Origin of the sequence: Methylibium sp., from assembly GCF_035762065.1 — a bacterium.
Taxonomy (GTDB): Bacteria; Pseudomonadota; Gammaproteobacteria; order Burkholderiales; family Burkholderiaceae_C; genus Methylibium.
The window spans coordinates 1-24,035 of record NZ_DASTPW010000029.1 but is presented as its reverse complement, the minus strand read 5'-3'; the positions used below and the strand labels follow the sequence as shown (position 1 = coordinate 24,035).

Sequence of the window (24,035 nt, the reverse complement as noted above, 5' to 3'; positions counted from 1 at the left end):
GTCGATGAACATCGGCGAGGCCGCCAAGGCTTCCGGCGTCTCGGCCAAGATGATTCGGCACTACGAAAGTCTCGGCCTGTTCGCCGAAGCGGCGCGCACCGCCGCCGGCTACCGCCGCTACGGCGACAAGGAGATCGGCACGCTGCGCTTCATCCGCCAAGCGCGCGACCTCGGGTTCCCGCTCGAGCAGATCCGCGCCTTGCTCGGCTTGTGGCAGAACCGCCGGCGATCGAGCCGGCAGGTGAAGGCGCTCGCGCAGGCGCACATCGACGCGCTGGAAGCCAAGCTCGCCGAGCTGCAGGCGATGAAGGCGACGCTCGAACACCTGGTGCGCGGCTGCGACGGCGACGACCGGCCCGACTGCCCGATCATCGAAGCGCTCGGATCGGGCCGCGCCGCCGTCGCGCACCGTGCGCCCGCCGGTCGGCCGCACCCCTGACGACGCGACCGGCGAGGCCCGGGCCTCACGCCGGGCGCCGCGGCGGCTTCTGCCCGGCGGCGTGCGGGCCTCGCAGCACCGTGGCGTCGGCGCCGACGTCGCGCTTGCGTTGCAGCAGCGCCTGCAGGGTCGGCAGGTCGCGCGTGTGGCCTTCGAGCGCCACGCACCAGGGCCGGCAGCTGCGCACGCAGCGCAGGCCGCAACGCAGGCCGATGAGCAGCGGCACCGCCAGCATCGCGCCGGCCACGCCCCACAGCCAGCCCATCAGCATCACCGAGGCGAACACGACCGCCGGACTCAGCGAGACCCGCCGGCCGATCAGCCACGGCGAGATGAAGTTCGCCTCCAGCCCGTGCAACGCCAGGAAGGCGATCGCCGGCGCCAGCATCGCGCCGACGTGTTCGAAGCTCAGCACGCCGGCCAGGGCGAGCAGCCCGGCCATCAGCAGCGGCCCGAGGTAGGGGATGAAGTTGAGCGCGCCGGCCAGCGTGCCCCACAACAGCGGGTTCTCCAGCCCGAGCGCCGCGACCGCGAAGGCGGTGAGCACGCCCAGGCCCAGGTTGACGATCGCCAGCGTGCCGAGGAAGTGACCGACGTCGCGCTGCGCGCGCCGCACCGCGACCAGCACGCGGAAGCGATGCCGGCGCCGCGGCAGCGCCTGGACCGCGCGCGAAAGCATCCAGTGCTCCGAGGCGAGCAGGAAGTACAGCAGCATCACCGTCGCGATCGTCGCGATGCCGAAGCTCACGAAGCGGCCGAGCACGAGCCGGGTCAGCGCGATGCCTTCGGCGGCGATGGTCGAGCCGAGCGCGTCGGCCGGCGGCGCGGCAGCCGGTGCCGCGCGTTGCTCGGCGATGCGCTGCGCGGCTTCGCGCTCGGCGGCACGCTCGTTCGCGATGCGCCGCGCGGGGCTTGCCGGCGCGCCGCCGGCGGGCGCCAGCGGCGGCGCGACCACCAGCGCCGGCTCGCGCCCGCGCAGGATGGGGATCGTCGCGCGCACGCGCTCCCACTGCTCGACCAATTGCGCGACGGTGGTCGGCGCCCGTTCCCACCACTTGGCCGCCGGGCCCGCCAGCGAGCCGGCCATCAGCACGATGCCCGCGATCAGCGCCACGACCACGATCCCGGCGCCCACCGCCTGCGGTATGCCGTGACGGTGCAGGGCGCGCACCGGCCGCGCGAGCACGAAGGTCATCACGATGGCGACCGTGATCGGCACGAGCACCGGCTGCGCCTCCTTCAACAGGAAGATCAGCGCGATCGCGAACAGGCCCTTGCCGACCCAGCTTGCGTGCCAGGGCACGGCGACAGTCGGGGGCGGCGGTTGGTCCACCGGCGCCGTGGGCATCTTTCGTGCCGGAGGGCTGGGCAGCCCCCACTTTCCCGCACGCCATGAACGCATCCGCTCCCTCCGCACCGTCCGCGCCGATTGCCGCGCCGGTGTCCGCCGTGCAGGCGCCGCACGCCGACGACGCGATGCCCGCCTGGCTCGACCGGGCCGCCCGCCGGCTGCCGCCGCGCCTGGCGCACACGCTGCGCGTCGCGGTGCTGGCGGCGATCCGCTGGGTCGACGTCGACGGCTCCTCGCTCGGCGCCTCGATCGCCTTCTTCACGGTGTTCGCGCTCGCGCCGCTGCTGGTGATCACGATCGCGGTCGTCGGCACGGTGTTCGGGCCGGAGGCGGCGCGTGGCCAGATCGTCGCGGAAATCGCCGGGCTGGTCGGCAGCACCGCGGCCGAGGCGATCCAAAGCCTGATCGCCAATGCCTGGCGCGCACCGGCCGGCGGCGTGTCGGCGGCGATCGGCATCGCCACGCTGCTGATCGGCGCCTCGACCGTGTTCGCCGCGCTGCGCGCCGCGCTCAACGCGGTCGCGCGGATCACGCCGACGGCATCGCCGGTCGGCACCTTCCTGCGCGTGCGGCTGCGCGCCTTCGCGCTGCTGCTGGGCTTCGGCTTCCTGGCCATCGTCTCGCTGCTGGTGAGCGCGACGGCGGCCGGCATCGCCTCGACGCTGACGCACCGCTTCGAGTTCATCGCGCCGCTGGTGTCGCTGGTCGACTTCGCGCTGACGGTGACGGTGCTGACGGTGGCCTTCGCAGCGCTGCTGCGCTGGCTGCCCGACCGCCCGCCGAGCAAGCGCGCGGCGTGGCTATCGGCGATCGTCGCCTCGGGCCTGTTCGCGGTGGGCAAGACCCTGATCGGGCTGTACCTGGGACGCGCGTCGTTCGTTTCGAGCTACGGCGCGGCCGGGTCCTTCGTGGTGCTGCTGATGTGGGTGTACTACTCGTCGCAGATCCTGCTGTACGGCGCCGCGGTCGGGCGCATTGACGACGAGCTGCGCCGCCAGCCGCAGCAGCCGGCACACGCCTGATGCTTCGGGCGGGCCGGCGGCCGCGGCGGCGGGCGCCGCCGCGAGCCGGCTCGGTCAGCCGCGCACGAGGATGTTGTTGCGCACCGACTTCACGTTCGGCACGCTCCCCGCGAGCTCGGCGGCCCTTTGGCGCTCGGCCTCCGAGGCGGCGAAGCCCGACAGCTGCACCAGACCGTTGAGCGTCTCGACGTTGATGCGCATCGCGCTGACTTCCTTGTCCTTGGCGAAGCTCGCCTTGACGCGCGAGGTGATGGTGGCGTCGTCGACGTACTGGCCCGTCGAGCTCTGGCCGTCGCTGACGGCACAACCGGCGCCGCCCAGCAGCAAAGCGCCGCACACGACTGCAAGAGAAATTTTTCGATGCATGGATGCTCCTTACGGGCTGAGGCCCTGTTTCGCGATCGGCCCGTCACGCTGCGACGGGCCGTGACCGCACTTGGCAAATCGCGCGCCCGAAGCGGCGTCGCGGCGCCGACCGCGCCTCAACGGCCCGGCTCGTCGCCGCCGGGGCGCATGCGGGTGCGCTCGGCCTCGGTGCCCGAAGGCGTGCCTGCATCGAGCCCGCGATCGGGCGATTCGGCGAACTGCTGCTCGTCGCTGTCGCGCACGATCAGCTCTTCGATGATGAAGCGGCCGTAGGACTGCGCGCGCTCGGCACCGTGCTCGCGGCAGATGTCGGCCACCTGCTGCGCGAGCGCGTCGCGCGATGCGGGCACCACCAGCCAGTGGTAGCCGCGCTCGGCGAGCACACGGTGCGCCTTGACGAGGTTCAGCTCCTGGCCGACGCCCGCCACGGGACTCGCATGAGCGAGGTCGTGGTCGATCTGTTCGAGCATCTCGCGGTCGGTGTAGTAGCGCAGCGCGCCCTGGCCGCCGAGGCCCGCATCGGCAAGCGCCTTGCGTGCCGCGCCGGCCTGATCGGCGCTCGGGAAGGACACGACCACATGGCCGACCGGCTTGAACACGCCCAGGCTGTGATGCTCGTCGGCGCCCATGCGCTCTCCTTGCAGTGATGACGCACCGACGAAGGCAAGTCGGGTGCCCGTGGCTCGCCGACGCGGTGCGCAGTGCCGCTCAGTGGCTGCCCTTCGTTTCCTCGCCGTCTTCGGCAGGCAGCATCTGCTCCATCAGCTCGGTGCGGCGCGCGGTCATCTGCTCGCAGATGCTCTCCCACTCGATCTCCTTCGACTTCGAGACCTGCGGGAACATCTCGTTCTCCTCTTCCTTCACGTGGTGCTCGACGTATTCGCCGAGGACGGTGAAGGTGGCGGCGTACTTGGGATCGTCGGGCTCCATCTGCTTGAGCTGCTCGATCAGCTGCTTCGCGCTGGCGTGCTCGACCTCCGCTTCCTCGATCAGGTCCTCTTCCTTCACGCCGTTGCGCGCGGCGGGGTAGAAGATTTCCTCCTCGAGCATCGCGTGGATCGTCAGTTCGGCGCAGGTGCGCTCGACCAGCGCCTGGCGCACCTGTTGGTCTTCGCTGTCTTCGAGCTTCTCGAATTCCTTGAAGGCCTTCTTCACGCGCTTGTGGTCTTCCTTGAGCATGGCGATCGCTTCGTCTCGCGCCTTGTTCGCGCTGCGGGTTTCAGACGACTTGGACGTGGCGGACGAGCTGCGGTTGGTCGTGGGCATGGGGTTCTCCGAATGAGCGATGCAGGCTGCATCTCCCGACGGATCGGCAAGGGCCATGCCGCCACCCTGGTGGGCATGGCGGCTGCCTGAACGGCCGACCACGGATCGAGCCACGTCGGCCGTCCCGACCGGAGCCCACCATGAACCGCCCCACACCACCGCCGATCGAGCCCGAAGCCGACCTCGAGTCCGATGGCGAGGCACGGGTGCACCCGGCGCGCAGCGACAACCCGCGCGGGCGGCTGCCGCACGAGCGCGACGAATCCACCGACAGCGCGCAAGCTTCGCCCGACCCGATCGGCGAGAAGGCGTACGACGATGTCGCGAGCGGCCGCCAGGACACCGATCGTCTGCCCGTGACCGACGAGGTCTACCGCCGCCTGAAGCGCAGCTAGCGAAAAGCCCTCAGCGCTTCTTGCGGCAAGTTTCGCTCCCGCCGCCGTCAATGTGACGAGGCCGCGGCGCGCGCCGCGTCGCCGGCGCAATGGAGGACGGCGCGGAAAGCCGCATGGATGCTGGCTTCGCGCTGGATCGGCCGGCCGACCGCGGCGGTTCGTGCAGCGCGGCATGGGCGTTGCATAAGTGCTCGCATTCCACCTTTCGTGCCGCGCGTCTCGCCGCTGCGGCCTCGCCCGAAACCCGGCTTGCGAAGCCCGTCCCAGGATGCCCATGAACTCCACCGTGTTGCGTTTCGACCATCGGCAGCAGCCGACGCTCTCACCCCGCCTGCAGCATGCAGTGCGGTTGCTGCAGCTCTCGTCGATCGACTTCGCACAAGAAGTACGCAACGCGCTTGGCCGCAACCCTTTCCTCGAGGCCGAGGAAAACGATTCGGCCGACGGCATCGAGCCGCCGCTGGCCGACACGCCGATGGTCGACGACGGCTTCGGCGCGCCGCTCGGCGCCGACGGCGAGGAAGCGCGCAGCGCCCTCGATGCGATGGGCGGCGAATACGACGGCGAGCGCGACAGCTGGCAGCGCGACGGCTCGGCCGCTTCGCGCCGCCTCAACGAGGACGGCGATCTCAGTTCGATGGACACAATGGCCGTCGAGGTTTCGCTGCACGACCACCTGCACAGCCAGCTCAACGTGATGCCGCTGCCGATGCGCGACCTGCTGCTCGCCAAGGCGGTGGTCGAGTCGCTCGACGACGACGGCTACCTGCGCTTCGATCTGACGGAGCTGATCGAGATCGCGCAGCTGGATCCGCCGGCCTCGCCCGACGAGCTGTCGATCGCACTGACCCGCGTGCAGGCGCTGGAGCCGGCCGGCGTCGGCGCGCGCAACGTCGCGGAATGCCTGCGGCTGCAGCTGAATTCGATCGAGAACGAAGAGCAGCGCCGGCTCGCGCGCCGCATCGTCGACGAGCGCATGGACCAGCTCGCGGCGCGCGACATCTCCGGCCTCGCCAAGGCGCTCGAGCTGAGCCCGATCGCCGTCGAAGCCGTGTGCGACCGCATCCGCCGGCTCGACCCGCGCCCCGGCTGGCGCTACGGCGGCTCGGGCGCGCAGTACCTGACGCCCGACGTGATCGTGCGCAAGGTGCGCGGCGAATGGACGGTGAGCCTGAACCCGGTGATCGCGCCGCGGGTGCGGCTCAACAAGGTCTATGCCGAAATGTTCCAGCGCCACCGCAGCGCGCATGCGGCCGAGGGGCCGAACACCGAGATGTCGGCGCACCTGCAGGAAGCGCGCTGGACGCTGCGCAACATCGAGCAGCGCTTCGCGACCATCCTCGGCGTCGCGCAGGAGATCGTGCGCCGCCAGAAGCACTTCTTCGAGTTCGGGCCGATGGCGATGAAGCCGCTCGGCCTGCGCGACGTGGCCGACGAGGTCGGCATCCACGAATCGACCGTCTCGCGCGTCACCAACAACAAGTACATGGCCACGCCCGCCGGCGTGTTCGAGCTGAAGTACTTCTTCTCGCGCGCGATGCCCACGCAAAGCGGCGCGAGCTGCTCGGGCACCGCGATCCGCGGCCTGATCCGCGACATGATCGAAGCCGAAAAGCCCGACCATCCGCTGTCCGACGCCGAGATCGCGCGCCAGCTCGCGCGCCAGGGCCTGGTGGTCGCGCGGCGCACGGTCACCAAGTACCGGCAGCTGTTGAAGATCGAAGCGGTCGAACGCCGCCGGCGCCACGGCGCGGTCGCGGCCTAGCGACGGAAATCCGCCCGAGCGGCGAAGCCGCAACGGGTGGGTCACTTCCTCGCCGATCCCGGCTCGGCCATCTTGCGGTGCGACTCGGCCAGCATCGACGACGGCGTCACCGCGGCCGCGGCGACCTGCAGCTTGTTCTTCAGCCCGGCGACCACGTCGCCTTCGCCGGCCATCATGGCCTTGAAGCCGGTGCGCGCCACGTCGGCCGGATCGTCCTTGTGCTTGCTGGCGCCGACCTTGGTGTCGAGCATGTCGGCGCGCGCGAAGAAGTCGGTGTCGGTCGCGCCGGGCATCAGGCAGGTGACGGTCACGCCGCTGTCCTTCAGCTCGTTGCGCAGCGCCCACGAGAACGAATCGATGAAGGCCTTGCTGCCGTTGTAGACGGCCTGGAAGGTGCCGGGCATGAAGCCCGCGATCGAGCCGGTGATCAGGATGCGGCCGCGGCGCTGCGCGCGCATGCGCAGGCCCAGTCGCTGGATCAGGTAGAGCGTGCCGGTGATGTTGGTGTCGATGATGTGGCGTATGTCGTCGAAGGGCTGGTCGAGGAAGGCGTGGCCGAGGCCCTGGCCCGCATTCGCGAGCAGCGCGTCGACCGGGCGGCCGTCCACGCAGCCGAGCAGGGCCTCGACGCCGGCGCGCGTCGCCAGATCGACCTGCACCGACTGCACGGCCGCGCCGGCCGCCTTCAGTCGCTGCTCGGCCGCGCCGAGGTCGCGGTCGGCGGCGATCACGAGGTCGAAGCCTGCGCCCGCGCAGCAGCCTGCGAGCTCCAGGCCGATGCCCGAGGACGCGCCGGTGACGACCGCGAGCGGGCGCATGGACGGCGGAGAGAACGAGGTGGGTGAGGTCGAGGTGGCGTTGTTCATCGTCGGGCCTTGCACGAAGGTGGCAGGGGGTGCCCCTGGCCCGGCAAGGACGGGACCGCGGCATGCATGCCTGCGCGGCGGCATCCCGCTTGCCACGCTTGACCCATCAAGCCGAGGTGCACGATGAGCATGAGCAAGCCCGATTCCCTGACCCCTCCGTCGTCGACGCCACGCCGCGCCGATCCGATCCAGCCCGATCGTCCCGGCAGCGGCAACGAGGTGTCGAAGGAGGAGAAGGGCCCGCCGAAGGACGACGCGGCCACGCGCAAGGCGATGCAGCGCGAGCGCGATGCGCTCGACAACGTCAGCAAGGGCTACGACTGAAGCGCCACGGCCCGCGGGCCGCGGCCTGCGCGCTCAGCTCAGCCGCGTGATGCGCGGCAGCATGAAGATCGCCGCCACCGCGCTGATGCCCACCAGCACGTAGACCGCGCGGCTCGCGAGGTTGAAGCCGCCGAAGACGGTCGCGACCAGGTCGAAGCCGAACAGGCCGACGAGCGCCCAGTTCAACCCGCCGACGATCAACAGCACGATCGCGACGATCGAAAGGGCGGAAAGGCCGCGGCTGGGCGCGGGGGCAGGCGTCGAACGGTTCATGGGAGTTCCTCGGGGTGCGGGGCGGTTCGAGATCGGGGCGCTCGACGGCCTCGTGAAAAAGCCGGCCCGACGCTTGCGCGCCGGGCCGGCCCGGGACGCGCGCCCGTCAGCGCGACTTCGAGCCGGCCGAGCCGCTCTCGCTGCCGCCGGCCGAGCCGCTGCGCCCCGGGGCGCTGGCGGAGACGGAGGCGCTGCCCGAGCCGCCGGACCCCGCGCTCGAGCCGCTGCCGCTTTGCGAGCCGCTGCCGATCGAGCTGCTGCCCGAGCCCGGCGACGAGCCGCCGGTGGCGTGCGCGCCGCTGCTCATCGTGTTGCTGCTGACGCCCCCTTGCTGGCCGCTCGCCTGGCCGCCGCGCTGCGAGCTGGCGGCCGACATGCCGCTCGAGAGCTCGTCGCTGCCGCTGCTGCCGCTGCTGCCGCCGCTCGTGCCCTGGCCCTGCTGCCCGCTCAGGCCGGCAGGTGCGCTGCGCGAGCTGCGCCACTGGTTGAAGTCCTCGGAAAACTTGCGGTAGCGGTCCTGGCGCCACGAGTGGTAGTCGTTGTCGAGCGAGCGCAACTGGTCCTCGCGCCACTGGTGGTAGTCGTGGTCGGGGTGATGGCCGCCGGTGCTGGTGCCGTACCAGCCGCTGGTCGACTGCCCCGAGCTGCCGCCGCGCAGCATCGAGTCGCCGGTCGAGCCGCCGTAGCCGCCGTAGCCCTGCTGGCTGCCGCCCCAGCCGCCCTGGCCGCCTTGCTGGCCGCGGCCGTAGCGGCTTTGCTGTTCGCCGCCGTAGCCCTGCTGGCCGTAGCCCTGCTGCCCATAGCCGCCTTGCGAGCCGCCGCCGGCGTCCCATTCCGAACCACCGTAGCCGCCGCGCTGGTGCTGGGGGCCGCCGCCGCCCTGGTAGCCGCCCTGGTAGCCGCGCGACGACGAGCCGCCCGACCACTCCGAGCCGTAGCGCTGCCCGCCTTGCTGGCCCGGCGAGCCGCCCTGGCCGTACTCGTTCGAGCCTTCGCCGAGGCGCGAGCGCCAGTCGAAGCCCTGACCGCCGCCGCCCTGGCCACCGCCGCGCGAGCGGTAGTCGCTCCCGTAGTCCTGCCCGTAGTTGCCGTAGCCGGCGCCGCCGGCGCCCGAGCTGCCCATGCGCATGCCGTAGTCGGACGAGCCGCCTTGCTGGCCGGCGCCGCCGTACTGGCGGCCTTCCTGGCCGCCGCGCTGCTCGCGCCAGTCACCGCCGAAGCTGCCGCCCTGCTGGCCGCCGTGGCCCTGCGAGCCCCAGCCGCCTTGCTGGCCGCCGCCGAAGCTCGCGCCCTGCTGGCTGCCGTAGCCGGATTCCTGGTCGTCGCGGCCGTAGCTCTGTCGCCCGCCGCGCCCGCCCGATTGCTGTTCCTGTTGACGCTCGCGCCAGTCGCGATCGTCACTGCCGCCGTATGCGCCCTGGCGGCCGCCTTGGTCGTTGTGCATGTCGAGTCCTTTCGTCGATGCTGGTGGATCTGGTCCTGCACACGCGGCCCCGCCGCGTCGCGCCGTCCAGTGCATCGATTCGGGCAAGCGCTATTCCGCGGCGCTGCGGCTCAGTCCTGGGCACGGCGGGTGCCGGTGGCGGTGCTCGACCGCGGGCTCGCACGGCGCTCGCGGCGTGCGTAGATGACCTGGTGCACGAAGTGCAGCTTCGTCACCGCCGGCGCCGAAAGCACGAAGGGGTAGAGATCCGCCTGCCCCATGCTGCGGGCCAACTCGTTCATCACCGCCGTCAGCTCGATCCAGGCGTTGATGAAGGGCAGGAAGGGCGGCCCGTCGCGCGCTTCCCTGCCGCCGTGCAGCACGATGGCGGAGAACGGCAGCATCGAGCCGTCGGCGCGCTGGCGATGCAGGCCGAAGCTGGTGGCGGTGTCCAGGGTGTCGAGGATGTGCAGGTAGTGCGCCCAGGTCTCGGCCCAGTCCTCCCACGGATGCGCACTGGCGTAGGGGCTGACGCAGCGCGTCGCCCAGTCGGGCGCCGGGCCTTCGCGGTAGTGCCGTTCGAGCGCGGCGGCGTAGTCGAGGCGCTCGTCCCCGAACAGCTCGCGAAACGGCGCATGCCAGCGGCCGCCGTCGACCAGCCGCTGCCAGTAGTAATGGCCGACCTCGTGGCGCAGATGGCCGAGCAGCGTGCGGTAGGTCTCCTTCATCTGGACGCGCGTGCGTTCGCGCTGCACGTCGTCGGCTTCCTCCAGGTTCAGCGTGATCACGCCGTCGGCATGGCCGGTCGAGACCGGCTGGTTCGGCGCCGGGCGCAGCAGGTCGAAGGCGAGGCCGCGCGCGGGATCCTCGGCCACCCGCGAGGCCACCGGCAGGCCGAGCGCGATCAGCGACGACACGAGCCGCCGCTTCGCCTGCTCGACCCGCGCCCACCACAGCGCGCCGGCCGCGTCGCTCGCGTCGGGCACGGTGCGGTTCAGGCGGCAGGCGCGGCATTGATGCTTGAGCGGCGCGAGCGCGTCGCCTCCGGCGTCGGGGGCGGGCGGCGGCTCCTGGCCCCTCGCGTCGGGCGGCGCAGGCAGCAGCCAGTTGCAGCCGGAAGGGGTGTCGAGGTTCGCGCAGCGGCGCCAGCGCCCGGGCACCTTCGCCGCATGCGCGCCGCTGGCGCGCCACAGGCCGCTCGCGTCGGCCTCCTCGAGCGCCAGCATCTCGCCCGACTCCGGTTCGTAGCCGAGCGGGCGCAGGCAGGCGAGGCAGCGGCTGTTGCGAAAGAAGATCGGCCGGCCGCACTGGCAGACGAAGGAACGGCGCGTCACCGGCCGGCGGCGCAGCAGGCCGGCCGCCGGGGCCGCAGCCGTCGCCGGCGGCGCGGGGTCGAACGGATCGGTGGGGGCGTTCATCAGGATCTGCAAGCGGTGAACCGCATTGAGGGCAAGCGTCGTACCGCATCGTCCGCGAGCGGGCCCGGCGGCGCGGCTGCGAACGCACCGGCTTCGCTCGTTCGCACCCCGCTTCGCAAACCACAGCCGACCACAGCGGGCGGTCACGAGCATCGGAGCCTTCTACAGCTTCAGGCCGCGATCATGTCCGTCCCACCCATCACCGCCAACCGCCCGGTCAAGCCGACCCGGAACGATCCACCGGAGGAGACCGGCGCGCCGAAGAAGACGACGCTGGCCGACGATCCCGAAAAGCGCGAGGCCTACCTCGAGCGGGCGAAGGACAAGTTCGCCGAGGCGGCGAAGAAGTTCGAGACCGACCCCGAGGGCGGCGTCCAGTCGATGAAGGAGCAGGTCAAGAAGTGGCAGCAGGTGCTGCGCTCCGAAGACTGGGACATGAAGGATCAGGCGTTCAAGAACGAGCTGACCGGACTCATCGAGATGGGTCTCGACTTCATCGAGACCAACGAGAAGATCCCGTCGCTCGCCGAGGTGCAGGCCGATCCGGCCAAGGCCGACGCCTACATGCGCAACAAGAAGAAGGACCTCGAGAACATCGAGGACAACTGGCAGACCAATCCGATGCTGTACGGCCAGCGGATCGTCGAGACCCTGAACGGCATGACGCCGCTGCTCGAGCCCGAGGTCTTCAGCAAGCTCGACGAGGCGACGCAGGAGAACCTGCTCAAGTACGTCGACCGGGCCGACAAGCTCATGAAGGACATCCTCGGCGGCCTGCGCGCCCCCGGCGGCAACGACGACCCGCCCGCCCCGTAACGCGGCGCCGGGGGTGTCAGGCCGCGCAGCGCGCGGGCCGACCCGCGGCGACCGGTGTTCGCCCGGGCCGGCGAGGACTCGAAGCCGGCCCCTCCGAGCAAGGCGCGACCCGCGTGCGAGTCGCGGCCTGACGCCACGGACCCGGCAACCGCCGAACCCGATCGGCCGTCAAGCGGCGCGGTCGGGGCGCGAAGGCGTCGAGATGCGCCGCAGCGCGGCGTCCACGCCGTTGATGCTGATCTCGGCCAGGTCGCCGAGCGCGACGATGCCGACCAGCTTCTCGTGGTCGTCGAGCACCGGCAGCCGGCGGATCTGCAGGTCGCCCATCTGGCGCAGCACCGCATCGACCGCCTGGCTCGGCGTGCAGTAGCGGCAGGGTTCGGTCATCACGTCGTCCACGCGCGTCGTGCGCGGCGACAGGCCCACCGCGCAGGCGCGCACCGCGATGTCGCGGTCGGTCAGCAGGCCCAGCAGGCGGCCGTCGCGGCACACCGGCAGCGCGCCGACGTTGAGCTCGTCCATGCGCGCGGCGGCGGTCTGCAGCGTGTCGTCCGGCGAGACGCAGACGACGTCGCGCGTCATCACCTCGGCCACGGTCTTCATCGCGGCGCCTGCGCGGTGGGGGTGGCGGCGCTGACGCGCCAGACGGCGTTGCCGACGTCGTCGGCCACCAGCAGGGCGCCGCGCGTGTCGATCGCGACGCCGACCGGCCGGCCGAGCGCCCGCTCCTCGGCATCGAGGAAGCCGCCGAGCACGTCCTTCGGCATGCCGTCGGGCCGACCGTCCTTGAAGGGCACGAACACGACCTTGTAGCCACTGAGCGGTTCGCGGTTCCAGGAGCCGTGCTGGCCGATGAACATGCCTTGCTGGAAGCCGGCGCCCAGCGCGTTCCGGTCGCTGTAGACGAGGCCGAGCGAGGCGGTGTGCGCGCCGAGCGCGTAGTCGGGCGCGATCGCCGCGGCCACCTTCTCGGGCGCGGGCGGCTTCACGCGCGCATCGACGGTCTTGCCGTAGTAGCTGTAGGGCCAGCCGTAGAAGCCGCCGTCGCGCACCGAGGTCATGTAGTCGGGCACGAGGTCACTGCCGATCTCGTCGCGCTCGTTGACCACCGTCCACAGCGCGCCGCTGGCGGGCACCCAGGCCATGCCGTTGGGGTTGCGCAGGCCGCTCGCGTAGAGGCGCTTGGTGTTCGCCGCGGGGTCGATCTCCCAGATCGCCGCGCGGCCTTCCTCGGCGGCCATGCCGTGCTCGGCGACGTTGCTGTTCGAGCCGACCGTCGCGTAGAGCTTCTTGCCGTCGGGGCTGGCGATCAGGTTCTTCGTCCAGTGATGGTTCAGCGGGCCGGCCGGCAGCTCGACGACGCGCTGCGCGCGGCCCTCGGCCTGCGTCTGCCCCGGCTTGTAGGCGAAGCTCACGACCGCGTCGGTGTTGGCCACGTAGAGGCGGTCGCCGACCAGCGCCATGCCGAAGGGCGAGTGCAGGCCGTCGTCGGCGTCGGCGAAGGCGTGGCGGATCTCGGCGACGCCGTCGCCGTCGGCGTCGCGCAGCAGCGTGATGCGGTCGGCGCTCGGCACGCCGGCGCCGGCGCGCGCCATCACCTTGTTCATCACCCAGGTGCGCAGGCCCTTGCGCTCGGGCCGCGGCGGCGCATTGCTCTCGGCGACCAGCACGTCGCCGTTGGGCAGCACCAGCAGCCAGCGCGGATGGTCCAGCCCGGTCGCGAAGGGCTGCACGCGCTGGCCGTCGGCGGGCTTGGGCTGCTGGGCTTCGGTCCAGCCCTTCGCGGGCGCGATGTTGACCGTCGGCAGCAGCGTCTTGTGCGGCGGCGGCAGCTGCGGCGAGGGGCCGGTGCCTTCGACCACCTTCAGCTTCGCCGAATCGCCGCAGCCGGCGAGGAGCGCCGCAGCGGCGGCGAGCGACACGCCGAGGCGGCCGAAGAACGTCGGAGAGGTGTAGGGCATGCGGTGTACGGGTGAAGAGAGGCGGGACAAGCGTCGCCCCGCCGTCGGCAAAGGCTGTACCCGATTCGCGGCCCGTGGCGAGGCGATGCGAAGGCATGCGGCTTGCCCTTGTCGCGGTGGGATGCACCTCGACACGTCACCGTCGCCGCTCGCCCCGCCGGAGCCGATGCCCGGCGCAGGGCTGGAGCCGGCTTTCGCGGCGGACCTGCCCGGTGCATTGCGCAGCGGCGCAAGCCTGCTGCGCCGCTGCACCGCGGTGCTGCTCGATCGCCGCAGCGCCGACCGGCGCCTGCTGGAGGACGTGATCCTCGCCCACTACGCGCGCAGCGACGCGCCGTTGTCGCTGCTGTCGGTCGGCACGCACCTGCAAAGCCGCGGCTACGAGGCCCTGCTGCCGCGGCACCGCTACGTCACCGTCGACCGCGACCCGGCGATGGCGTGCTACGGCAGTTCGCAGCGGCACGTCGTCGGCGCGCTCGGCGAGCTCGGCGACGCGCTCGAGCCGCAGAGCTTCGACGTCGTTCTGATGAACGGCGTGATCGGCTGGGGCCTCGACGACGTCGACAGCGCCGACCGCGCGCTGCGCGAACTGTTCCGCGTGCTGCGGCCGGGCGGCGAGCTGATCGTCGGGTGGAACGATCGCCCGGGACGCCGGCCGTTCGCGCTCGAGGCGCTGCCGGCGCTGCGGCTGTTCCACCGCACGCTGTTCCGGCCGCTGCGCGCCGCGACGGTGTGCGTGCCCGGCTGGCGCCGGCATCGCTACGACTTCTTCCGCAAGCCCTGCGCCGACACCGAGACGCGCCCGAGCGTGCACTGCGCCTAGCGCGGCGCGAACGGACGGCAAGCCTTGCGGCGCGGCCCGAATGGGAACGGCGCTTGCCGAATCGAGGGCTCCGAGAGCCATCGAAAGGAAGCAGTCATGGAACAGACCGGCGCCGTCGCGAAGGAGCAACTCTGGAACCTGATCAAGGACATCAAGTTCGGCATGCTGACCACGCACCATGCCGACGGCTACATGCACTCGCGGCCGATGACGACGCAGAACTCGCGCTTCGATCGCGAGGACAACGAGAACGCGACGCTGTGGTTCTTCATGTCGCGCCAGGGCGAGGCGGTGGCCGACCTGCAGGCCGATCCTTCGGTGTGCATCACCTATTCGGACACCGACAAGGACAGCTACGTGTGCGTCTCCGGCCGCGCGACGATCAGCGAGGACCGCGCGAAGAAGGAGCAGCTGTGGTCGCCGACGACCAAGGCCTGGTTCCCGGGCGGGCTCGACGATCCCGACCTCGCGCTGGTGAAGGTCGCCATCAGCCACGCCGATTACTGGGACGTGAAGCAGAGCAAGCTGGTGCAGCTGTGGCGCATGGCGAGCGCGGCCGTCACCGGCAAGCCGCCGACCGACATGACCGAGCACGGCCACGTCAGCGTGCGATGACGCCGCGCGCCGCGACGACGAGGAACGAGCGATGAAGGACACCCGCTGGGCCTCCGCGGCCCATGACACCGCCGAGCGCCAGCGCGCGCTGCAACGCGGCCAGGACGAGCGCGATGCCTCGCAATCGGGCGGCAAGCCGGCGAAGCCCGAGAACGCGAAAAGCGAGAAGAGCAAGAAGCCGGAGCCGGTGCAGGCCGGCGCGCGCGACCAGCCGCAGCAGTTGCCCGCGCAGCACCTCGCCAAGCCGGGCCGCGAGGCGGCGCTCGATCTTGCGCCGCGCTTCGCCGCGCCGGACTACAAGGGCAGCGGCAAGCTCGAAGGGAAGGTCGCACTGGTGACCGGCGGCGATTCCGGCATCGGCCGCGCGGTCGCGGTGCTCTACGCGCGCGAGGGCGCCGACGTCGCGCTCGCCTACCTCGACGAGGACGACGATGCGCAAGAGACGGTGCGCCTGGTCGAGGCCGAAGGCCGCGAGGCGCTCGCCATCTCGGGCGACGTGCGCGACGCGGCCTTCTGCAAGCACGCGGTGGACGCGACGATCGAACGCTTCGGCAAGCTGGACGTGCTGGTCAACAACGCCGCCTTCCAGCTGCATGCGGCCTCGCTCGAAGACCTTGACGACGCACGCATGGAAGAGACGCTGCACACCAACGTGCTCGGCTACATGCGCATGGCCAAGGCCGCACTGCCGCACCTGGAGCGCGGCGCTTCGATCCTCAACACCGGCTCGGTCACCGGGCTCGAGGGCAGCCCGCAGCTGCTCGACTATTCGACGACCAAGGGGGCGATCCACGCCTTCACCAAGTCGCTCGCGAAGAACCTCGCCGAGCGCGGCATCCGCGTCAACGCGGTCGCGCCCGGCCCGGTGTGGACGCCGCTGAACCCGGCCGATTCGCCGGCGGAGAAGGTGGCGCAGTTCGGCCAGCAGACCGACCTGCACCGCGCCGCCCAGCCAGAGGAGATCTCGCCGGCCTACGTCTTCCTGGCCGCGCCGGCGTGCTCGGGCTACATCACCGGCGTGGTGTTGCCGATCACCGGGAGCGTGGGGGCGATCTAGGCCTGCCCGGGTCGCAGCCACTGCTCGAGCCGGCGCGCCAGCGGCCGGTCGAGCACCACAAGCCCGGGCGCGCTGTCGCTCGCGGCGAAGCCCGACCACACGCCGTCGATCGTGCACAGGCCGGGCGGCGGCGCGTCGTCGCCTTCGCGCAGCGCATGCACGCGAACGCCGCGGTCTTCCAGCGCGGTCCAGCAACGGCTCGCGGTGGCGGTCGCGTCGGCCAGGCCGCTGCGCAGGATGTTCACCACCACGCCGTGCTCGGCTGCTGACGCGAGTGCCAGCCGCAGCCGCCGCCCCGGCGGCGTCGCGGCGACCAGGTTCACGCCGACGCAGGCGATGCCGAGCGCGTCGTGCAAGGCGCGCAGCGCGGGCGCCGCGTCGCCGCCGTCGGTGATGCCCAGGCGCTGGGTGCCGGCGACCAACAGCGGAGGGAAGTAGCGTGCTGGCTGCACTGGCTGGCGCGAACGGTGCAGCCACTCGCGCAGGAAGCGCCGTTGCAGCCGCTGCAGCGCCGGGCCCTCGATCGCGAGCGCGAAGTTCGCCTCGCCCGCGGTGCCGCCCCCGCCATCGGCGCCGGCACCCACGATCGCCCGGCGCCCGTCGACGATCAGCATCGGCGCCGCCTTCGCCGCCGTGGGCCGCCACCACGGCACCCAGGCGTGCAGCACGCCGCGCGGCGGCGCCGGCCCGCACAGGCTGACGCCGGCGGCCGCGAGCTGCTCGAGCGCGGCGGCGCCCGCGGCGAGCGAGCCGTGCCCCTCGCAGCACAGGTTGACCTTCACGCCCGCGCGCAGCCGGCCGACCAGCCGCTCGGCCAGCTGCTCGCCGGCCGCGGCCGGCACCAGATCGCCGCACAGGTTGATGTGGTTCACCGCGCCGTCGATCGCGCGCTGCAGCGCCTCGGCGAGCCGCGACGCGCCGAGCAGCGGCTCGACGCGGTTGCCGGCGCTCAACGGCCGGCCCAGGCTTTCGACGAGCTGGTGGGCGTGCGCCCGCTCGATCGGCACCGGCGGCGCCGGGGCGGGCGAAGGTGGCGCGATGCCGTCGTCGGCCGTGCCCGAGCCCGGCCACCGGGCCAGGGCACGCGGCTCGCTGATCGGCAAACGCGGCGGCGTGCTCGGCATGACCGACTCCGGCGGCAAGCCGCGTGCCTTGCCCGTCGGCGCCTAGCCGCGCGGTCCGAGCATCGCGGCCGGGTCGAGCCAGCGATCGAGGTCGCCGGCGTCGAGGCCCTCGGCGACGCCCGCCTCGCGCAGCGTCGTGCCTTCGGCATGGGCGCGTTTGGCGATGCGCGCGGCGCGGTCGTAGCCGATGTGCGGGTTGAGCGCGGTCACCAGCATCAGCGAGCGCTGCAGCAGCGCGGCGATGCGGGTCTCGTCGGCCGCCAGCTCCCGCATCGCGTGGCGCTCGAAGGAGTTCTGCGCGTCGGTCAGCAGCCGCAGGCTGCGCAGCGTGTTGTGCAGGATCAGCGGCTTGCAAGTGTTGAGCTGCAGTTGCCCGGCTGCCGCGCCGAGCGTCACCGCGAGGTCGTTGCCGATCACCTGGTGGCACACCATCACCAGCGCCTCGCACTGCGTCGGGTTGACCTTGCCCGGCATGATCGAGCTGCCCGGCTCGTTGGCCGGCAGCCGCAGCTCGGCAAAGCCGGCGCGCGGGCCGCATGCGAGCAGGCGCACGTCGTTGGCGATCTTCGCGAGCGCCACCGCCAGCGTCTTCAGCGCGCCGTGGAAGGCGACCACCGGCTCGTGGCCGGCGAGCGCGGCGAAGCGGTCGGCCGCCGGCGAGAACGCGAAGCCGAGCCGGCGCGACAGCTCCTCGCAGACGTCCGCGCCGAACAGCGGATGCGTGTTGAGCCCGGTGCCGACCGCGCTGCCTCCCACCGCCAGCTCGTGCAGCGCAGGCAGCGCGTCCTTCAGCGCGCGGCGGCCGGCGAGCAGCTGGCTCTGCCAGGCGCCGATCTCCTGGCCGAGCGTCATCGGCACCGCGTCCTGCAGGTGGGTGCGGCCGAGCTTGACGAGCGAGAGATGCCGGTCGGCCTGCGCGCGCAGCGTGGCCGACAGCACGTCGATCGCCGGCAGCAGCCGCGTCTGCGCGGCGACGACGATCGCGACGTGCATCGCGCTGGGCACCATGTCGTTCGACGACTGGCCACGGTTCACGTCGTCGTTCGGATGCACCCGGGCGTCGCGGCCCGCGTCGCGCAGACGGCGCTCGGCGCGTCGGGCCACCACCTCGTTGACGTTCATGTGACTCTGCGTGCCCGAACCCGACTGCCACATCGACAGCGGAAAGTCCTGCATGGCGTCGCCGCGCTCGAGCAGCTCCGCGCAGGCGCCGTCGATCGCCTCGGCGAGCGTTTTGTCGAGCTGGCCGAGACGGCCGTTCACCGCGGCTGCGGCGCCCTTGAGCGCGAGCAAGGCCTGGATCCACTCGACCGGCATGCGCTCCTCGCCGATCGCGAAGTGCCGCAGCGCCAGTTCGGTCTGCGCGCCCCATGGGCTGGAGGCGTCCTCGGGCGAGGCGGTCGGCTCGGTCATGACGGGCGAAGGCAAACGCGGCACCCGGTCGAATCGACAGGCATGCGGCTTGCCACCTTGGCCGGCTCAACTTGGTGGGGAGCGACGAGGATGGAAGAGCGCTTGCGCCGCAGCGAGAGCCGGCTGCAACTCGCGCTGGACGCCGCGGCGATGGGCACCTGGGACTGGGACATCGCGGCCAACGGCATCAGCTGGAACGAACGGGCGCGCGCGCTGTTCGATGTCGACTTCGACGCGCCGATCCGCTACGACGACTTCGAGTCGCGCCTGCACCCCGACGATGTCGCGCGCAACCGCCGCCTGACGAGCGAGGCGCTGCAGGAGGGCGACTACGACGCCGAACTGCGCGTGCAGCGCCCGCAGGGCGGCTGGCGCTGGGTCGCCAGCCGCGGCCACGTGATCCGCGACGACGGCGGCCGGCCGCTGCGGATGATCGGCGTCGTGGCCGACATCACCGAGCGCAAGCTGCGCGCCACCGCGCTCGAACGCAGCGAGCAGCGCTATCGCGCGCTGGTGCGCGTGGTCAGCGACCTGACGTGGACGACCGATCGCGACGGCCGTTTCGCGACGCCGCAGCCCGCCTGGGAGCTCTACACCGGCCAGCGCTGGTCGCAGTACGAGGGCCTCGGCTGGGTCGCCGCGCTGCACCCCGACGACCAGCCGAGCTTCGCGATGGAGTGGCGCCGCAGTTGCGAAGCCGCGGTGCCGTTGCAGGTCAACGCCCGGCTGCGGCACGCGGCCTCGGGGCGCTTCCGGCACGTGATGTGGCGCGCGACGCCGCTGGTCGAGGCGGGCGGCGCGGTGCGCGAGTGGGTCGGCTGCTGCAACGACGTCGACGACGAGCGCCTCGCGGTCGAGGCGCTGCGCGACGCCGACCGGCGCAAGGACCGTTTCCTGCACGTGCTCTCCCACGAGCTGCGCAACCCGCTCGCGCCGCTGCGCAGCGCGGCGCGCGTGCTCGGCTCGGCGCGCGCCGAGCCGGCGCAGCGCCAGCAGGCGCAGGAGGTGATCGAACGCCAGACGCGCCAGATGGCGCAGCTGCTCGACGACCTGCTCGACATCGCCCGCATCTCGCAGGGGCGGCTGGCGATGAAGCTGGAGCCGATCACGCTGGCGCGCGTGGTCGACAGCGCGGTGGACGCGGTGCAGCCCGCGATGGAAGGCAAGTCGCACGAGCTGCGGGTGAGCCTGCCGCCGGGCGAGGTCTGGCTGAAGGGCGACGCGGTGCGGCTCACGCAGGCGCTGACCAACGTGCTGTCGAACTCGGCGCGCTACACGCCGCAGGGCGGGAACATCGAGCTGGAGGCGCGCTGCGAACGCCACCACGTGGTGATCGAGGTGCGCGACGACGGCATCGGCATCGCGAGCGATTCGCTGCAATCGATCTTCGCGATGTTCGTGCAGACGCCCGAGCCCAGCGCCGCCGACCACGCCCCGGCGATGCCGCACGGCCTGGGCATGAGCCTCGCGGTCGCGCGCGAGGTGATCCAGCGCCACGGCGGCAGCATCAAGGCGCGCAGCGAGGGCTTCGGCCAGGGCAGCGCCTTCGTGATCGAACTGCCGCTGATGCCGCCGCCACCGCGTGCCGGCGACGACGCGAAGGACCGCCGCGTGCACGCGCTCGCGCGCCGCATCCTGGTGGCCGATGACAACGTCGACGCGGCCGACATGCTCGCGACGCTGCTGCGCCTGGACGGCCACGAGGTGCGCGCGGTGCACGACGGCGAGCAGGCGCTCGCGGTCGCGACCACCTGGCGGCCCGACATCGCGCTGCTCGACATCGGCATGCCGGGGCTCAGCGGCCATGCCGTCGCGCAGAAGCTGCGCGCCGACCACGACGCACTGCGGCTGCGCTTGGCCGCGCTCACCGGCTGGGGCCAGACCGCCGACCGCGAGCGCGCGATCGCCGCGGGCTTCGAGGCGCACTTCACCAAGCCGGTCGATCTGGACGAGCTGTCGCGCTGGATCGCGCAAACGGTATGACCCACCCCCGTTGCGGCTTCGCCGCTTCCCATCAAGGGCGCGCCGCCGGCGGCCCGGCGAAGCCGGATCGGCGGCGGTTGCCGGTGGGTCCGGCGTGTGCAGATGCCACGACCGTGCCGCGCGGCTTGCTCTAGGCGCCTCGCTGCGATCCGCCATGCCCCACCACTTCTTGCAAGGCGAGGGCGAGATGGCCGGGCGCATCCGCGCCTTCGCCTGGGACGCGACGCCGCTGGGCGCGCCCGAGCAGTGGCCCGCGCCGCTGCGCACCGTCACGAGGCTCGCGCTGACGACGCAGCACCCGGTGTTCGTGATGTGGGGCGCCGAGCTGCGCTGCTTCTACAACGACGCCTACCGCGCCTCGCTCGGGCCCGAGCAGCACCCGGCGATGCTCGGCGCGCCCGCGGCGCGCGCCTGGGCCGAGATCTGGCCGATCATCGGACCGCAGGTGGAGCAGGTGATGGCCGGGCGCGGCGCCACCTGGCATCGCGACCACCTCGTGCCGTTTCGCCGCCACGGCGAGCACCGGCCGATCTACTGGACCTACAGCTACAGCCCGATCGACGACCCGGACGCGCCGAACGGCGTCGGCGGCGTGCTGATGCTGTGCAACGAGACCACCGAGCAGGTGCTCGCGAAGCAGCGGCTCGCCGAGGAAGACCGCCGCAAGGACCGCTTCCTCGCGGTGCTGTCGCACGAGCTGCGCAACCCGCTCGCGCCGATCCGCACCGCCGCGACGCTGCTGACGATGCCCGGCGTGCCCGAGGCCGATCGCGCGCGGGCCTGCGAGATCGTCAAACGCCAGTCGGGCCACATGGCGCGGCTGCTCGACGACCTGCTCGACATCGGCCGCGTCACCCGCGGCAAGCTCGTGCTGCAGCGCCGCAGCGTCGAACTGCGCGAAGTGATCGACGCCGCGATCGAGACCGCGCGCTCGCGCATCGAGGAGCGGCGCCACGCGTTCGCGGTGACGCTGCCCGACGCCGCGTGCCGGCTCGAGGCCGACCCGCTGCGGCTCGCCCAGCTGATTGCCAACCTGCTGACCAACGCCGCCAAGTTCACCGAGCCCGGTGGCAGGCTCTCCTTGACGGCCGAGCGCGCGGGCAGCCTGGTCGCGATCCGGGTGCGCGACGACGGCATCGGCATCGAGCCGGGCGCGCTCGAATCGATCTTCGACATGTTCTCGCAGGCCCACGGCGACGCGAGCCGGGCGCAGGGCGGCCTCGGCATCGGCCTTGCGCTGGCGCGCGGCCTCGCGGAGCTGCACGGCGGCAGCCTCGCGGCGTTCAGCGCCGGGCCGGGGCACGGCAGCGAGTTCGTGCTGAAGCTGCCGGTGGCCGGTTAAGACTCGGAGCGAGCGCCGGCGCTCAGGCCGATCGACGCACTGCTACCAGTCGCTTCGCGTTCGCCACCGCCCTGCGATGCACCGGCGCGAGCGCGAGCGCGGCCATCGCGAGCGCGTCGCGCTGCGCGCGGCCGGCCGACCAGGCCGCCGGCTTCGGCAGCCACGGCCAGGTGAAGGCCGACATCAGCGCGATGGCCTGGCGCTGCTGGATGCGCCAGAACTCCATGCCGACCGCGATCCAGGACTCGTTGAAGGCGGCGAGCTTCTCGGTGCCCATCAGCATCCATTCGCGCTGGTCGGCGAGGCTGGGCGCATGGCCGCTCTGCGCGAAGCGCGTCAGGCGGTGCGCAACGACCTGCGGCGCGGCGAAGGCCAGTTCGGCCGATTGGAGCGCGAGGGACTGGGTCGAGCGACGGCGGGCGGCCACGGCGAACTCCTGCTTTGAAGACGATCACGCAGTGTGGGCCGCCGGCGTGCTGCAGTGGGGCACGCGCCTGCACACGCGGCCGATTCCTACAGCCCGGCGCGCGCTTGCCGGGCGCAACGCGGCAGCGGGCCGTCCCACCATGAGGCCCGACCGAACCTCTTGCGCCGACCATGGCTGCTTCCGACCCCCGTGCCGACACCAGCACCCGCCCGGCGCGCGTGCTGTGGAAGGGCGCGATCAGCTTCGGCCTGGTGCACATCCCGGTCGCGCTCTATTCCGCGACCTCGTCCTCGGGCCTCGACTTCGACTGGCTCGATCGCCGCACGATGGAGCCGGTCGGCTACAAGCGGATCAACAAGAAGACGGGCAAGGAGATCGCGCCCGCCGACATCGTCAAGGGCATCGAGATCGAGGACGGCCGCTACGTGGTGCTGACGCCCGACGAGATCGCGAAGGCCTATCCGAAGTCGACGCAGACGATCGAGATCGAAAGCTTCATCCGCGCCGACGAGATCCCTTTCGTCTACCTTGAGCGGCCGTACTACATCGCGCCCATCCAGCGCGGCGAGAAGGTCTACGCGCTGCTGCGCGAGGCCTTGATCGCGGCGCAGCGCGTCGGCGTCGCGCGGGTGGTGATCCAGACCAAGCAGCACCTCGCGGTGCTGGTGCCGGCGGGCCGCGCGCTGGTGCTGAACCTGCTGCGCTGGGGCGGCGAGATCAAGTCCTGGGAGGACTTGACGCTGCCGCCGGCGGGCCGCGGCAACCTGAAGGACGCCGAGATGAAGATGGCGCTGCAGCTCATCGAGGAGATGAGCGCGCACTGGCATGCCGACGAGCACCGCGATTCGTTCAAGGAAGAGATCCTGCGGCTGGTGGAGCTGAAGGCGCAGGCCGGCAAGGTGGAGACGGTCGAGAAGGCCGAGACCGCGCCGCGCGATCCGGGCTCCGGCGCGCAGATCGTCGACCTGACCGAGCTGCTGCGGCGCAGCCTCGGCGGCGGCAAGGACGGCGGCAAGTCGAAAGCCGCTCCGAGCGACGCGAAGGCGCCGGCACGCAAGGCCGCCAAGACCCCGAAGGCCGGCGCGCGCTCGAACCGACGCGCCGCCTGAGGCCCATCGGCGATGCGCCGCGAACCCGCGCTCGACGCCTACCGCCGCAAGCGCAGCTTCGCGCACACGCCCGAGCCCTCGGGCAACGAGGCGCTCGGCGGCGGCTGGCGCTTCGTGATCCAGAAGCATTGGGCGCGCCGGCTGCACTTCGATTTCCGGCTCGAATGGGGCGGCGTGCTCAAGAGCTGGGCCGTGCCGAAGGGGCCGAGCCTCGACCCCGCGGTGAAGCGGCTCGCGATGGAGGTCGAGGACCACCCGCTCTCCTGGGGCGACTTCGAGGGCGTCATACCGAAGCGCTCGTACGGCGCCGGGCCCGTGATCGTGTGGGATCGCGGCACCTGGGAGCCGCTCAGCGGCTCGCTCGACGAAGGGCAGCTCTCATTCTGGCTGGACGGCGAGAAGCTCGTCGGCGGCTGGACGCTCAGGCGCTGGTCGGACGAGCGCCGCAAGTGGCTCC

26 protein-coding genes are annotated in these 24,035 nt (G+C 72.1%); 13 read left to right on the top strand and 13 right to left on the bottom strand.

The window, feature by feature from the left end; all coding sequences use genetic code 11:
- The first annotated feature begins 4 nt into the window (after positions 1–4).
- Complete coding sequence (cueR, locus tag VFR90_RS08295; RefSeq protein WP_326405680.1) at positions 5–439, top strand: Cu(I)-responsive transcriptional regulator; 435 nt, start codon at positions 5–7, stop codon at positions 437–439.
- A 25-nt stretch (positions 440–464) separates the two neighbouring features.
- On the opposite strand, the gene VFR90_RS08290 is transcribed toward cueR, so the two are convergent.
- Positions 465–1,742 carry an AI-2E family transporter gene (locus VFR90_RS08290; RefSeq protein WP_326405639.1) on the bottom strand — a complete coding sequence of 426 codons (1,278 nt, stop codon included), beginning with the start codon at positions 1,740–1,742 and terminating at the stop codon, positions 465–467.
- A gap of 89 nt (positions 1,743–1,831) precedes the next feature.
- Here VFR90_RS08290 and VFR90_RS08285 point away from each other — a divergent pair, with 89 nt between their 5' ends.
- On the top strand, positions 1,832–2,812 hold the full coding sequence (locus VFR90_RS08285; RefSeq protein WP_326405638.1) for a YihY/virulence factor BrkB family protein: 981 nt from the start codon (positions 1,832–1,834) through the stop codon (positions 2,810–2,812).
- Between the two features lie 54 nt (positions 2,813–2,866).
- Here the strand turns inward: VFR90_RS08285 and VFR90_RS08280 are convergent, their stop codons facing one another.
- From VFR90_RS08280 to VFR90_RS08270, 3 genes are all read right to left on the bottom strand, one after another.
- Positions 2,867–3,178, bottom strand: a complete 312-nt coding sequence (locus VFR90_RS08280) for a BON domain-containing protein (protein ID WP_326405637.1) — start codon at positions 3,176–3,178, stop codon at positions 2,867–2,869.
- Positions 3,179–3,294: 116 nt separating this feature from the next.
- Positions 3,295–3,807, bottom strand: a complete 513-nt coding sequence (locus VFR90_RS08275) for a hypothetical protein (RefSeq protein ID WP_326405636.1) — start codon at positions 3,805–3,807, stop codon at positions 3,295–3,297.
- A 79-nt stretch (positions 3,808–3,886) separates the two neighbouring features.
- A complete protein-coding gene (locus tag VFR90_RS08270; protein WP_326405635.1) occupies positions 3,887–4,444 on the bottom strand; it encodes a hemerythrin domain-containing protein in 558 nt (185 codons plus the stop codon).
- 140 nt (positions 4,445–4,584) lie between these two features.
- On the opposite strand from VFR90_RS08270, the gene VFR90_RS08265 reads away from it, so the two are divergent.
- Entirely contained in the window at positions 4,585–4,839 is a 255-nt protein-coding gene (locus VFR90_RS08265; RefSeq protein ID WP_326405634.1) for a hypothetical protein, read from the top strand.
- A 274-nt stretch (positions 4,840–5,113) separates the two neighbouring features.
- Complete coding sequence (gene rpoN, locus VFR90_RS08260; protein ID WP_326405633.1) at positions 5,114–6,604, top strand: RNA polymerase factor sigma-54; 1,491 nt, start codon at positions 5,114–5,116, stop codon at positions 6,602–6,604.
- Between the two features lie 41 nt (positions 6,605–6,645).
- Here the strand turns inward: rpoN and VFR90_RS08255 are convergent, their stop codons facing one another.
- Positions 6,646–7,470, bottom strand: a complete 825-nt coding sequence (locus VFR90_RS08255) for an SDR family NAD(P)-dependent oxidoreductase (RefSeq protein WP_326405632.1) — start codon at positions 7,468–7,470, stop codon at positions 6,646–6,648.
- Between the two features lie 123 nt (positions 7,471–7,593).
- Here VFR90_RS08255 and VFR90_RS08250 point away from each other — a divergent pair, with 123 nt between their 5' ends.
- Positions 7,594–7,794, top strand: a complete 201-nt coding sequence (locus VFR90_RS08250; RefSeq protein WP_326405631.1) for a hypothetical protein — start codon at positions 7,594–7,596, stop codon at positions 7,792–7,794.
- Between the two features lie 33 nt (positions 7,795–7,827).
- Here VFR90_RS08250 and VFR90_RS08245 read toward each other — a convergent pair whose 3' ends face one another.
- The 3 genes from VFR90_RS08245 to VFR90_RS08235 form a co-directional block, all read right to left on the bottom strand.
- Positions 7,828–8,067 carry a DUF378 domain-containing protein gene (locus VFR90_RS08245; RefSeq protein WP_326405630.1) on the bottom strand — a complete coding sequence of 80 codons (240 nt, stop codon included), beginning with the start codon at positions 8,065–8,067 and terminating at the stop codon, positions 7,828–7,830.
- Positions 8,068–8,173: 106 nt separating this feature from the next.
- Positions 8,174–9,511 carry a hypothetical protein gene (locus VFR90_RS08240; RefSeq protein WP_326405629.1) on the bottom strand — a complete coding sequence of 446 codons (1,338 nt, stop codon included), beginning with the start codon at positions 9,509–9,511 and terminating at the stop codon, positions 8,174–8,176.
- A 110-nt stretch (positions 9,512–9,621) separates the two neighbouring features.
- The gene (locus VFR90_RS08235) at positions 9,622–10,908 is read right to left on the bottom strand and encodes a zinc-binding metallopeptidase family protein (protein WP_326405628.1); all 1,287 of its coding nucleotides are present in this window, start codon (positions 10,906–10,908) and stop codon (positions 9,622–9,624) included.
- Between the two features lie 183 nt (positions 10,909–11,091).
- Between VFR90_RS08235 and VFR90_RS08230 the strand changes: the two genes are divergently transcribed.
- Positions 11,092–11,724 carry a hypothetical protein gene (locus tag VFR90_RS08230; protein ID WP_326405627.1) on the top strand — a complete coding sequence of 211 codons (633 nt, stop codon included), beginning with the start codon at positions 11,092–11,094 and terminating at the stop codon, positions 11,722–11,724.
- Positions 11,725–11,892: 168 nt separating this feature from the next.
- Here the strand turns inward: VFR90_RS08230 and VFR90_RS08225 are convergent, their stop codons facing one another.
- Entirely contained in the window at positions 11,893–12,327 is a 435-nt protein-coding gene (locus VFR90_RS08225) for a CBS domain-containing protein (protein ID WP_326405626.1), read from the bottom strand.
- Positions 12,324–13,685, bottom strand: a complete 1,362-nt coding sequence (locus VFR90_RS08220; protein WP_326405625.1) for a PQQ-dependent sugar dehydrogenase — start codon at positions 13,683–13,685, stop codon at positions 12,324–12,326. The genes VFR90_RS08225 and VFR90_RS08220 overlap by 4 nt, the downstream gene beginning before the upstream one ends.
- Before the next feature lie 121 nt (positions 13,686–13,806).
- On the opposite strand from VFR90_RS08220, the gene VFR90_RS08215 reads away from it, so the two are divergent.
- The 3 genes from VFR90_RS08215 to VFR90_RS08205 all read left to right on the top strand — a co-directional run bounded on the left by VFR90_RS08215 (position 13,807) and on the right by VFR90_RS08205 (position 16,180).
- Positions 13,807–14,508: a methyltransferase domain-containing protein gene (locus VFR90_RS08215; RefSeq protein WP_326405624.1), complete on the top strand. Its 702-nt coding sequence runs from the start codon at positions 13,807–13,809 to the stop codon at positions 14,506–14,508.
- A 96-nt stretch (positions 14,509–14,604) separates the two neighbouring features.
- Positions 14,605–15,123, top strand: a complete 519-nt coding sequence (locus VFR90_RS08210; protein WP_326405623.1) for a pyridoxamine 5'-phosphate oxidase family protein — start codon at positions 14,605–14,607, stop codon at positions 15,121–15,123.
- 31 nt (positions 15,124–15,154) lie between these two features.
- A complete protein-coding gene (locus VFR90_RS08205; RefSeq protein ID WP_326405622.1) occupies positions 15,155–16,180 on the top strand; it encodes an SDR family oxidoreductase in 1,026 nt (341 codons plus the stop codon).
- On the opposite strand, the gene VFR90_RS08200 is transcribed toward VFR90_RS08205, so the two are convergent.
- Both VFR90_RS08200 and VFR90_RS08195 read right to left on the bottom strand, forming a co-directional pair.
- Positions 16,177–17,304, bottom strand: a complete 1,128-nt coding sequence (locus VFR90_RS08200; protein WP_326405621.1) for a phospholipase D-like domain-containing protein — start codon at positions 17,302–17,304, stop codon at positions 16,177–16,179. The two genes, VFR90_RS08205 and VFR90_RS08200, sit on opposite strands and share 4 nt — an antisense overlap.
- 42 nt (positions 17,305–17,346) lie before the next feature.
- The gene (locus tag VFR90_RS08195; RefSeq protein ID WP_326405620.1) at positions 17,347–18,717 is read right to left on the bottom strand and encodes a class II fumarate hydratase; all 1,371 of its coding nucleotides are present in this window, start codon (positions 18,715–18,717) and stop codon (positions 17,347–17,349) included.
- Between the two features lie 90 nt (positions 18,718–18,807).
- Between VFR90_RS08195 and VFR90_RS08190 the strand changes: the two genes are divergently transcribed.
- Both VFR90_RS08190 and VFR90_RS08185 read left to right on the top strand, forming a co-directional pair.
- A complete protein-coding gene (locus VFR90_RS08190) occupies positions 18,808–20,700 on the top strand; it encodes a PAS domain-containing hybrid sensor histidine kinase/response regulator (RefSeq protein ID WP_326405619.1) in 1,893 nt (630 codons plus the stop codon).
- A 154-nt stretch (positions 20,701–20,854) separates the two neighbouring features.
- Positions 20,855–22,042 (top strand): sensor histidine kinase, encoded by a 1,188-nt coding sequence (locus tag VFR90_RS08185; RefSeq protein ID WP_326405618.1) that lies wholly within the window; start codon positions 20,855–20,857, stop codon positions 22,040–22,042.
- 22 nt (positions 22,043–22,064) lie between these two features.
- Here VFR90_RS08185 and VFR90_RS08180 read toward each other — a convergent pair whose 3' ends face one another.
- Entirely contained in the window at positions 22,065–22,469 is a 405-nt protein-coding gene (locus VFR90_RS08180; RefSeq protein ID WP_326405617.1) for a polyhydroxyalkanoate granule-associated phasin, read from the bottom strand.
- Between the two features lie 170 nt (positions 22,470–22,639).
- Between VFR90_RS08180 and ku the strand changes: the two genes are divergently transcribed.
- Together ku and VFR90_RS08170 are read left to right on the top strand one after the other, a co-directional pair.
- Positions 22,640–23,578 carry a non-homologous end joining protein Ku gene (gene ku, locus VFR90_RS08175; RefSeq protein ID WP_326405616.1) on the top strand — a complete coding sequence of 313 codons (939 nt, stop codon included), beginning with the start codon at positions 22,640–22,642 and terminating at the stop codon, positions 23,576–23,578.
- 12 nt (positions 23,579–23,590) lie between these two features.
- Positions 23,591–24,035: DNA polymerase ligase N-terminal domain-containing protein (locus VFR90_RS08170; protein WP_326405615.1), on the top strand; the 445-nt coding region annotated here is incomplete at its 3' end.

Excerpts from the sequence above, each read along its gene's own strand:
- cueR (WP_326405680.1), top strand. The coding sequence starts at position 5 with ATGAACATCGGCGAGGCCGCCAAGGCTTCCGGCGTCTCGGCCAAGATG.
- VFR90_RS08285 (WP_326405638.1), top strand. The coding sequence starts at position 1,832 with ATGAACGCATCCGCTCCCTCCGCACCGTCCGCGCCGATTGCCGCGCCG.
- VFR90_RS08280 (WP_326405637.1), bottom strand. The coding sequence starts at position 3,178 with ATGCATCGAAAAATTTCTCTTGCAGTCGTGTGCGGCGCTTTGCTGCTG.
- VFR90_RS08275 (WP_326405636.1), bottom strand. The coding sequence starts at position 3,807 with ATGGGCGCCGACGAGCATCACAGCCTGGGCGTGTTCAAGCCGGTCGGC.
- VFR90_RS08270 (WP_326405635.1), bottom strand. The coding sequence starts at position 4,444 with ATGCCCACGACCAACCGCAGCTCGTCCGCCACGTCCAAGTCGTCTGAA.
- VFR90_RS08265 (WP_326405634.1), top strand. The coding sequence starts at position 4,585 with ATGAACCGCCCCACACCACCGCCGATCGAGCCCGAAGCCGACCTCGAG.
- rpoN (WP_326405633.1), top strand. The coding sequence starts at position 5,114 with ATGAACTCCACCGTGTTGCGTTTCGACCATCGGCAGCAGCCGACGCTC.
- VFR90_RS08255 (WP_326405632.1), bottom strand. The coding sequence starts at position 7,470 with ATGAACAACGCCACCTCGACCTCACCCACCTCGTTCTCTCCGCCGTCC.
- VFR90_RS08250 (WP_326405631.1), top strand. The coding sequence starts at position 7,594 with ATGAGCATGAGCAAGCCCGATTCCCTGACCCCTCCGTCGTCGACGCCA.
- VFR90_RS08245 (WP_326405630.1), bottom strand. The coding sequence starts at position 8,067 with ATGAACCGTTCGACGCCTGCCCCCGCGCCCAGCCGCGGCCTTTCCGCC.
- VFR90_RS08240 (WP_326405629.1), bottom strand. The coding sequence starts at position 9,511 with ATGCACAACGACCAAGGCGGCCGCCAGGGCGCATACGGCGGCAGTGAC.
- VFR90_RS08235 (WP_326405628.1), bottom strand. The coding sequence starts at position 10,908 with ATGAACGCCCCCACCGATCCGTTCGACCCCGCGCCGCCGGCGACGGCT.
- VFR90_RS08230 (WP_326405627.1), top strand. The coding sequence starts at position 11,092 with ATGTCCGTCCCACCCATCACCGCCAACCGCCCGGTCAAGCCGACCCGG.
- VFR90_RS08225 (WP_326405626.1), bottom strand. The coding sequence starts at position 12,327 with ATGAAGACCGTGGCCGAGGTGATGACGCGCGACGTCGTCTGCGTCTCG.
- VFR90_RS08220 (WP_326405625.1), bottom strand. The coding sequence starts at position 13,685 with ATGCCCTACACCTCTCCGACGTTCTTCGGCCGCCTCGGCGTGTCGCTC.
- VFR90_RS08215 (WP_326405624.1), top strand. The coding sequence starts at position 13,807 with ATGCACCTCGACACGTCACCGTCGCCGCTCGCCCCGCCGGAGCCGATG.
- VFR90_RS08210 (WP_326405623.1), top strand. The coding sequence starts at position 14,605 with ATGGAACAGACCGGCGCCGTCGCGAAGGAGCAACTCTGGAACCTGATC.
- VFR90_RS08205 (WP_326405622.1), top strand. The coding sequence starts at position 15,155 with ATGAAGGACACCCGCTGGGCCTCCGCGGCCCATGACACCGCCGAGCGC.
- VFR90_RS08200 (WP_326405621.1), bottom strand. The coding sequence starts at position 17,304 with ATGCCGAGCACGCCGCCGCGTTTGCCGATCAGCGAGCCGCGTGCCCTG.
- VFR90_RS08195 (WP_326405620.1), bottom strand. The coding sequence starts at position 18,717 with ATGACCGAGCCGACCGCCTCGCCCGAGGACGCCTCCAGCCCATGGGGC.
- VFR90_RS08190 (WP_326405619.1), top strand. The coding sequence starts at position 18,808 with ATGGAAGAGCGCTTGCGCCGCAGCGAGAGCCGGCTGCAACTCGCGCTG.
- VFR90_RS08185 (WP_326405618.1), top strand. The coding sequence starts at position 20,855 with ATGCCCCACCACTTCTTGCAAGGCGAGGGCGAGATGGCCGGGCGCATC.
- ku (WP_326405616.1), top strand. The coding sequence starts at position 22,640 with ATGGCTGCTTCCGACCCCCGTGCCGACACCAGCACCCGCCCGGCGCGC.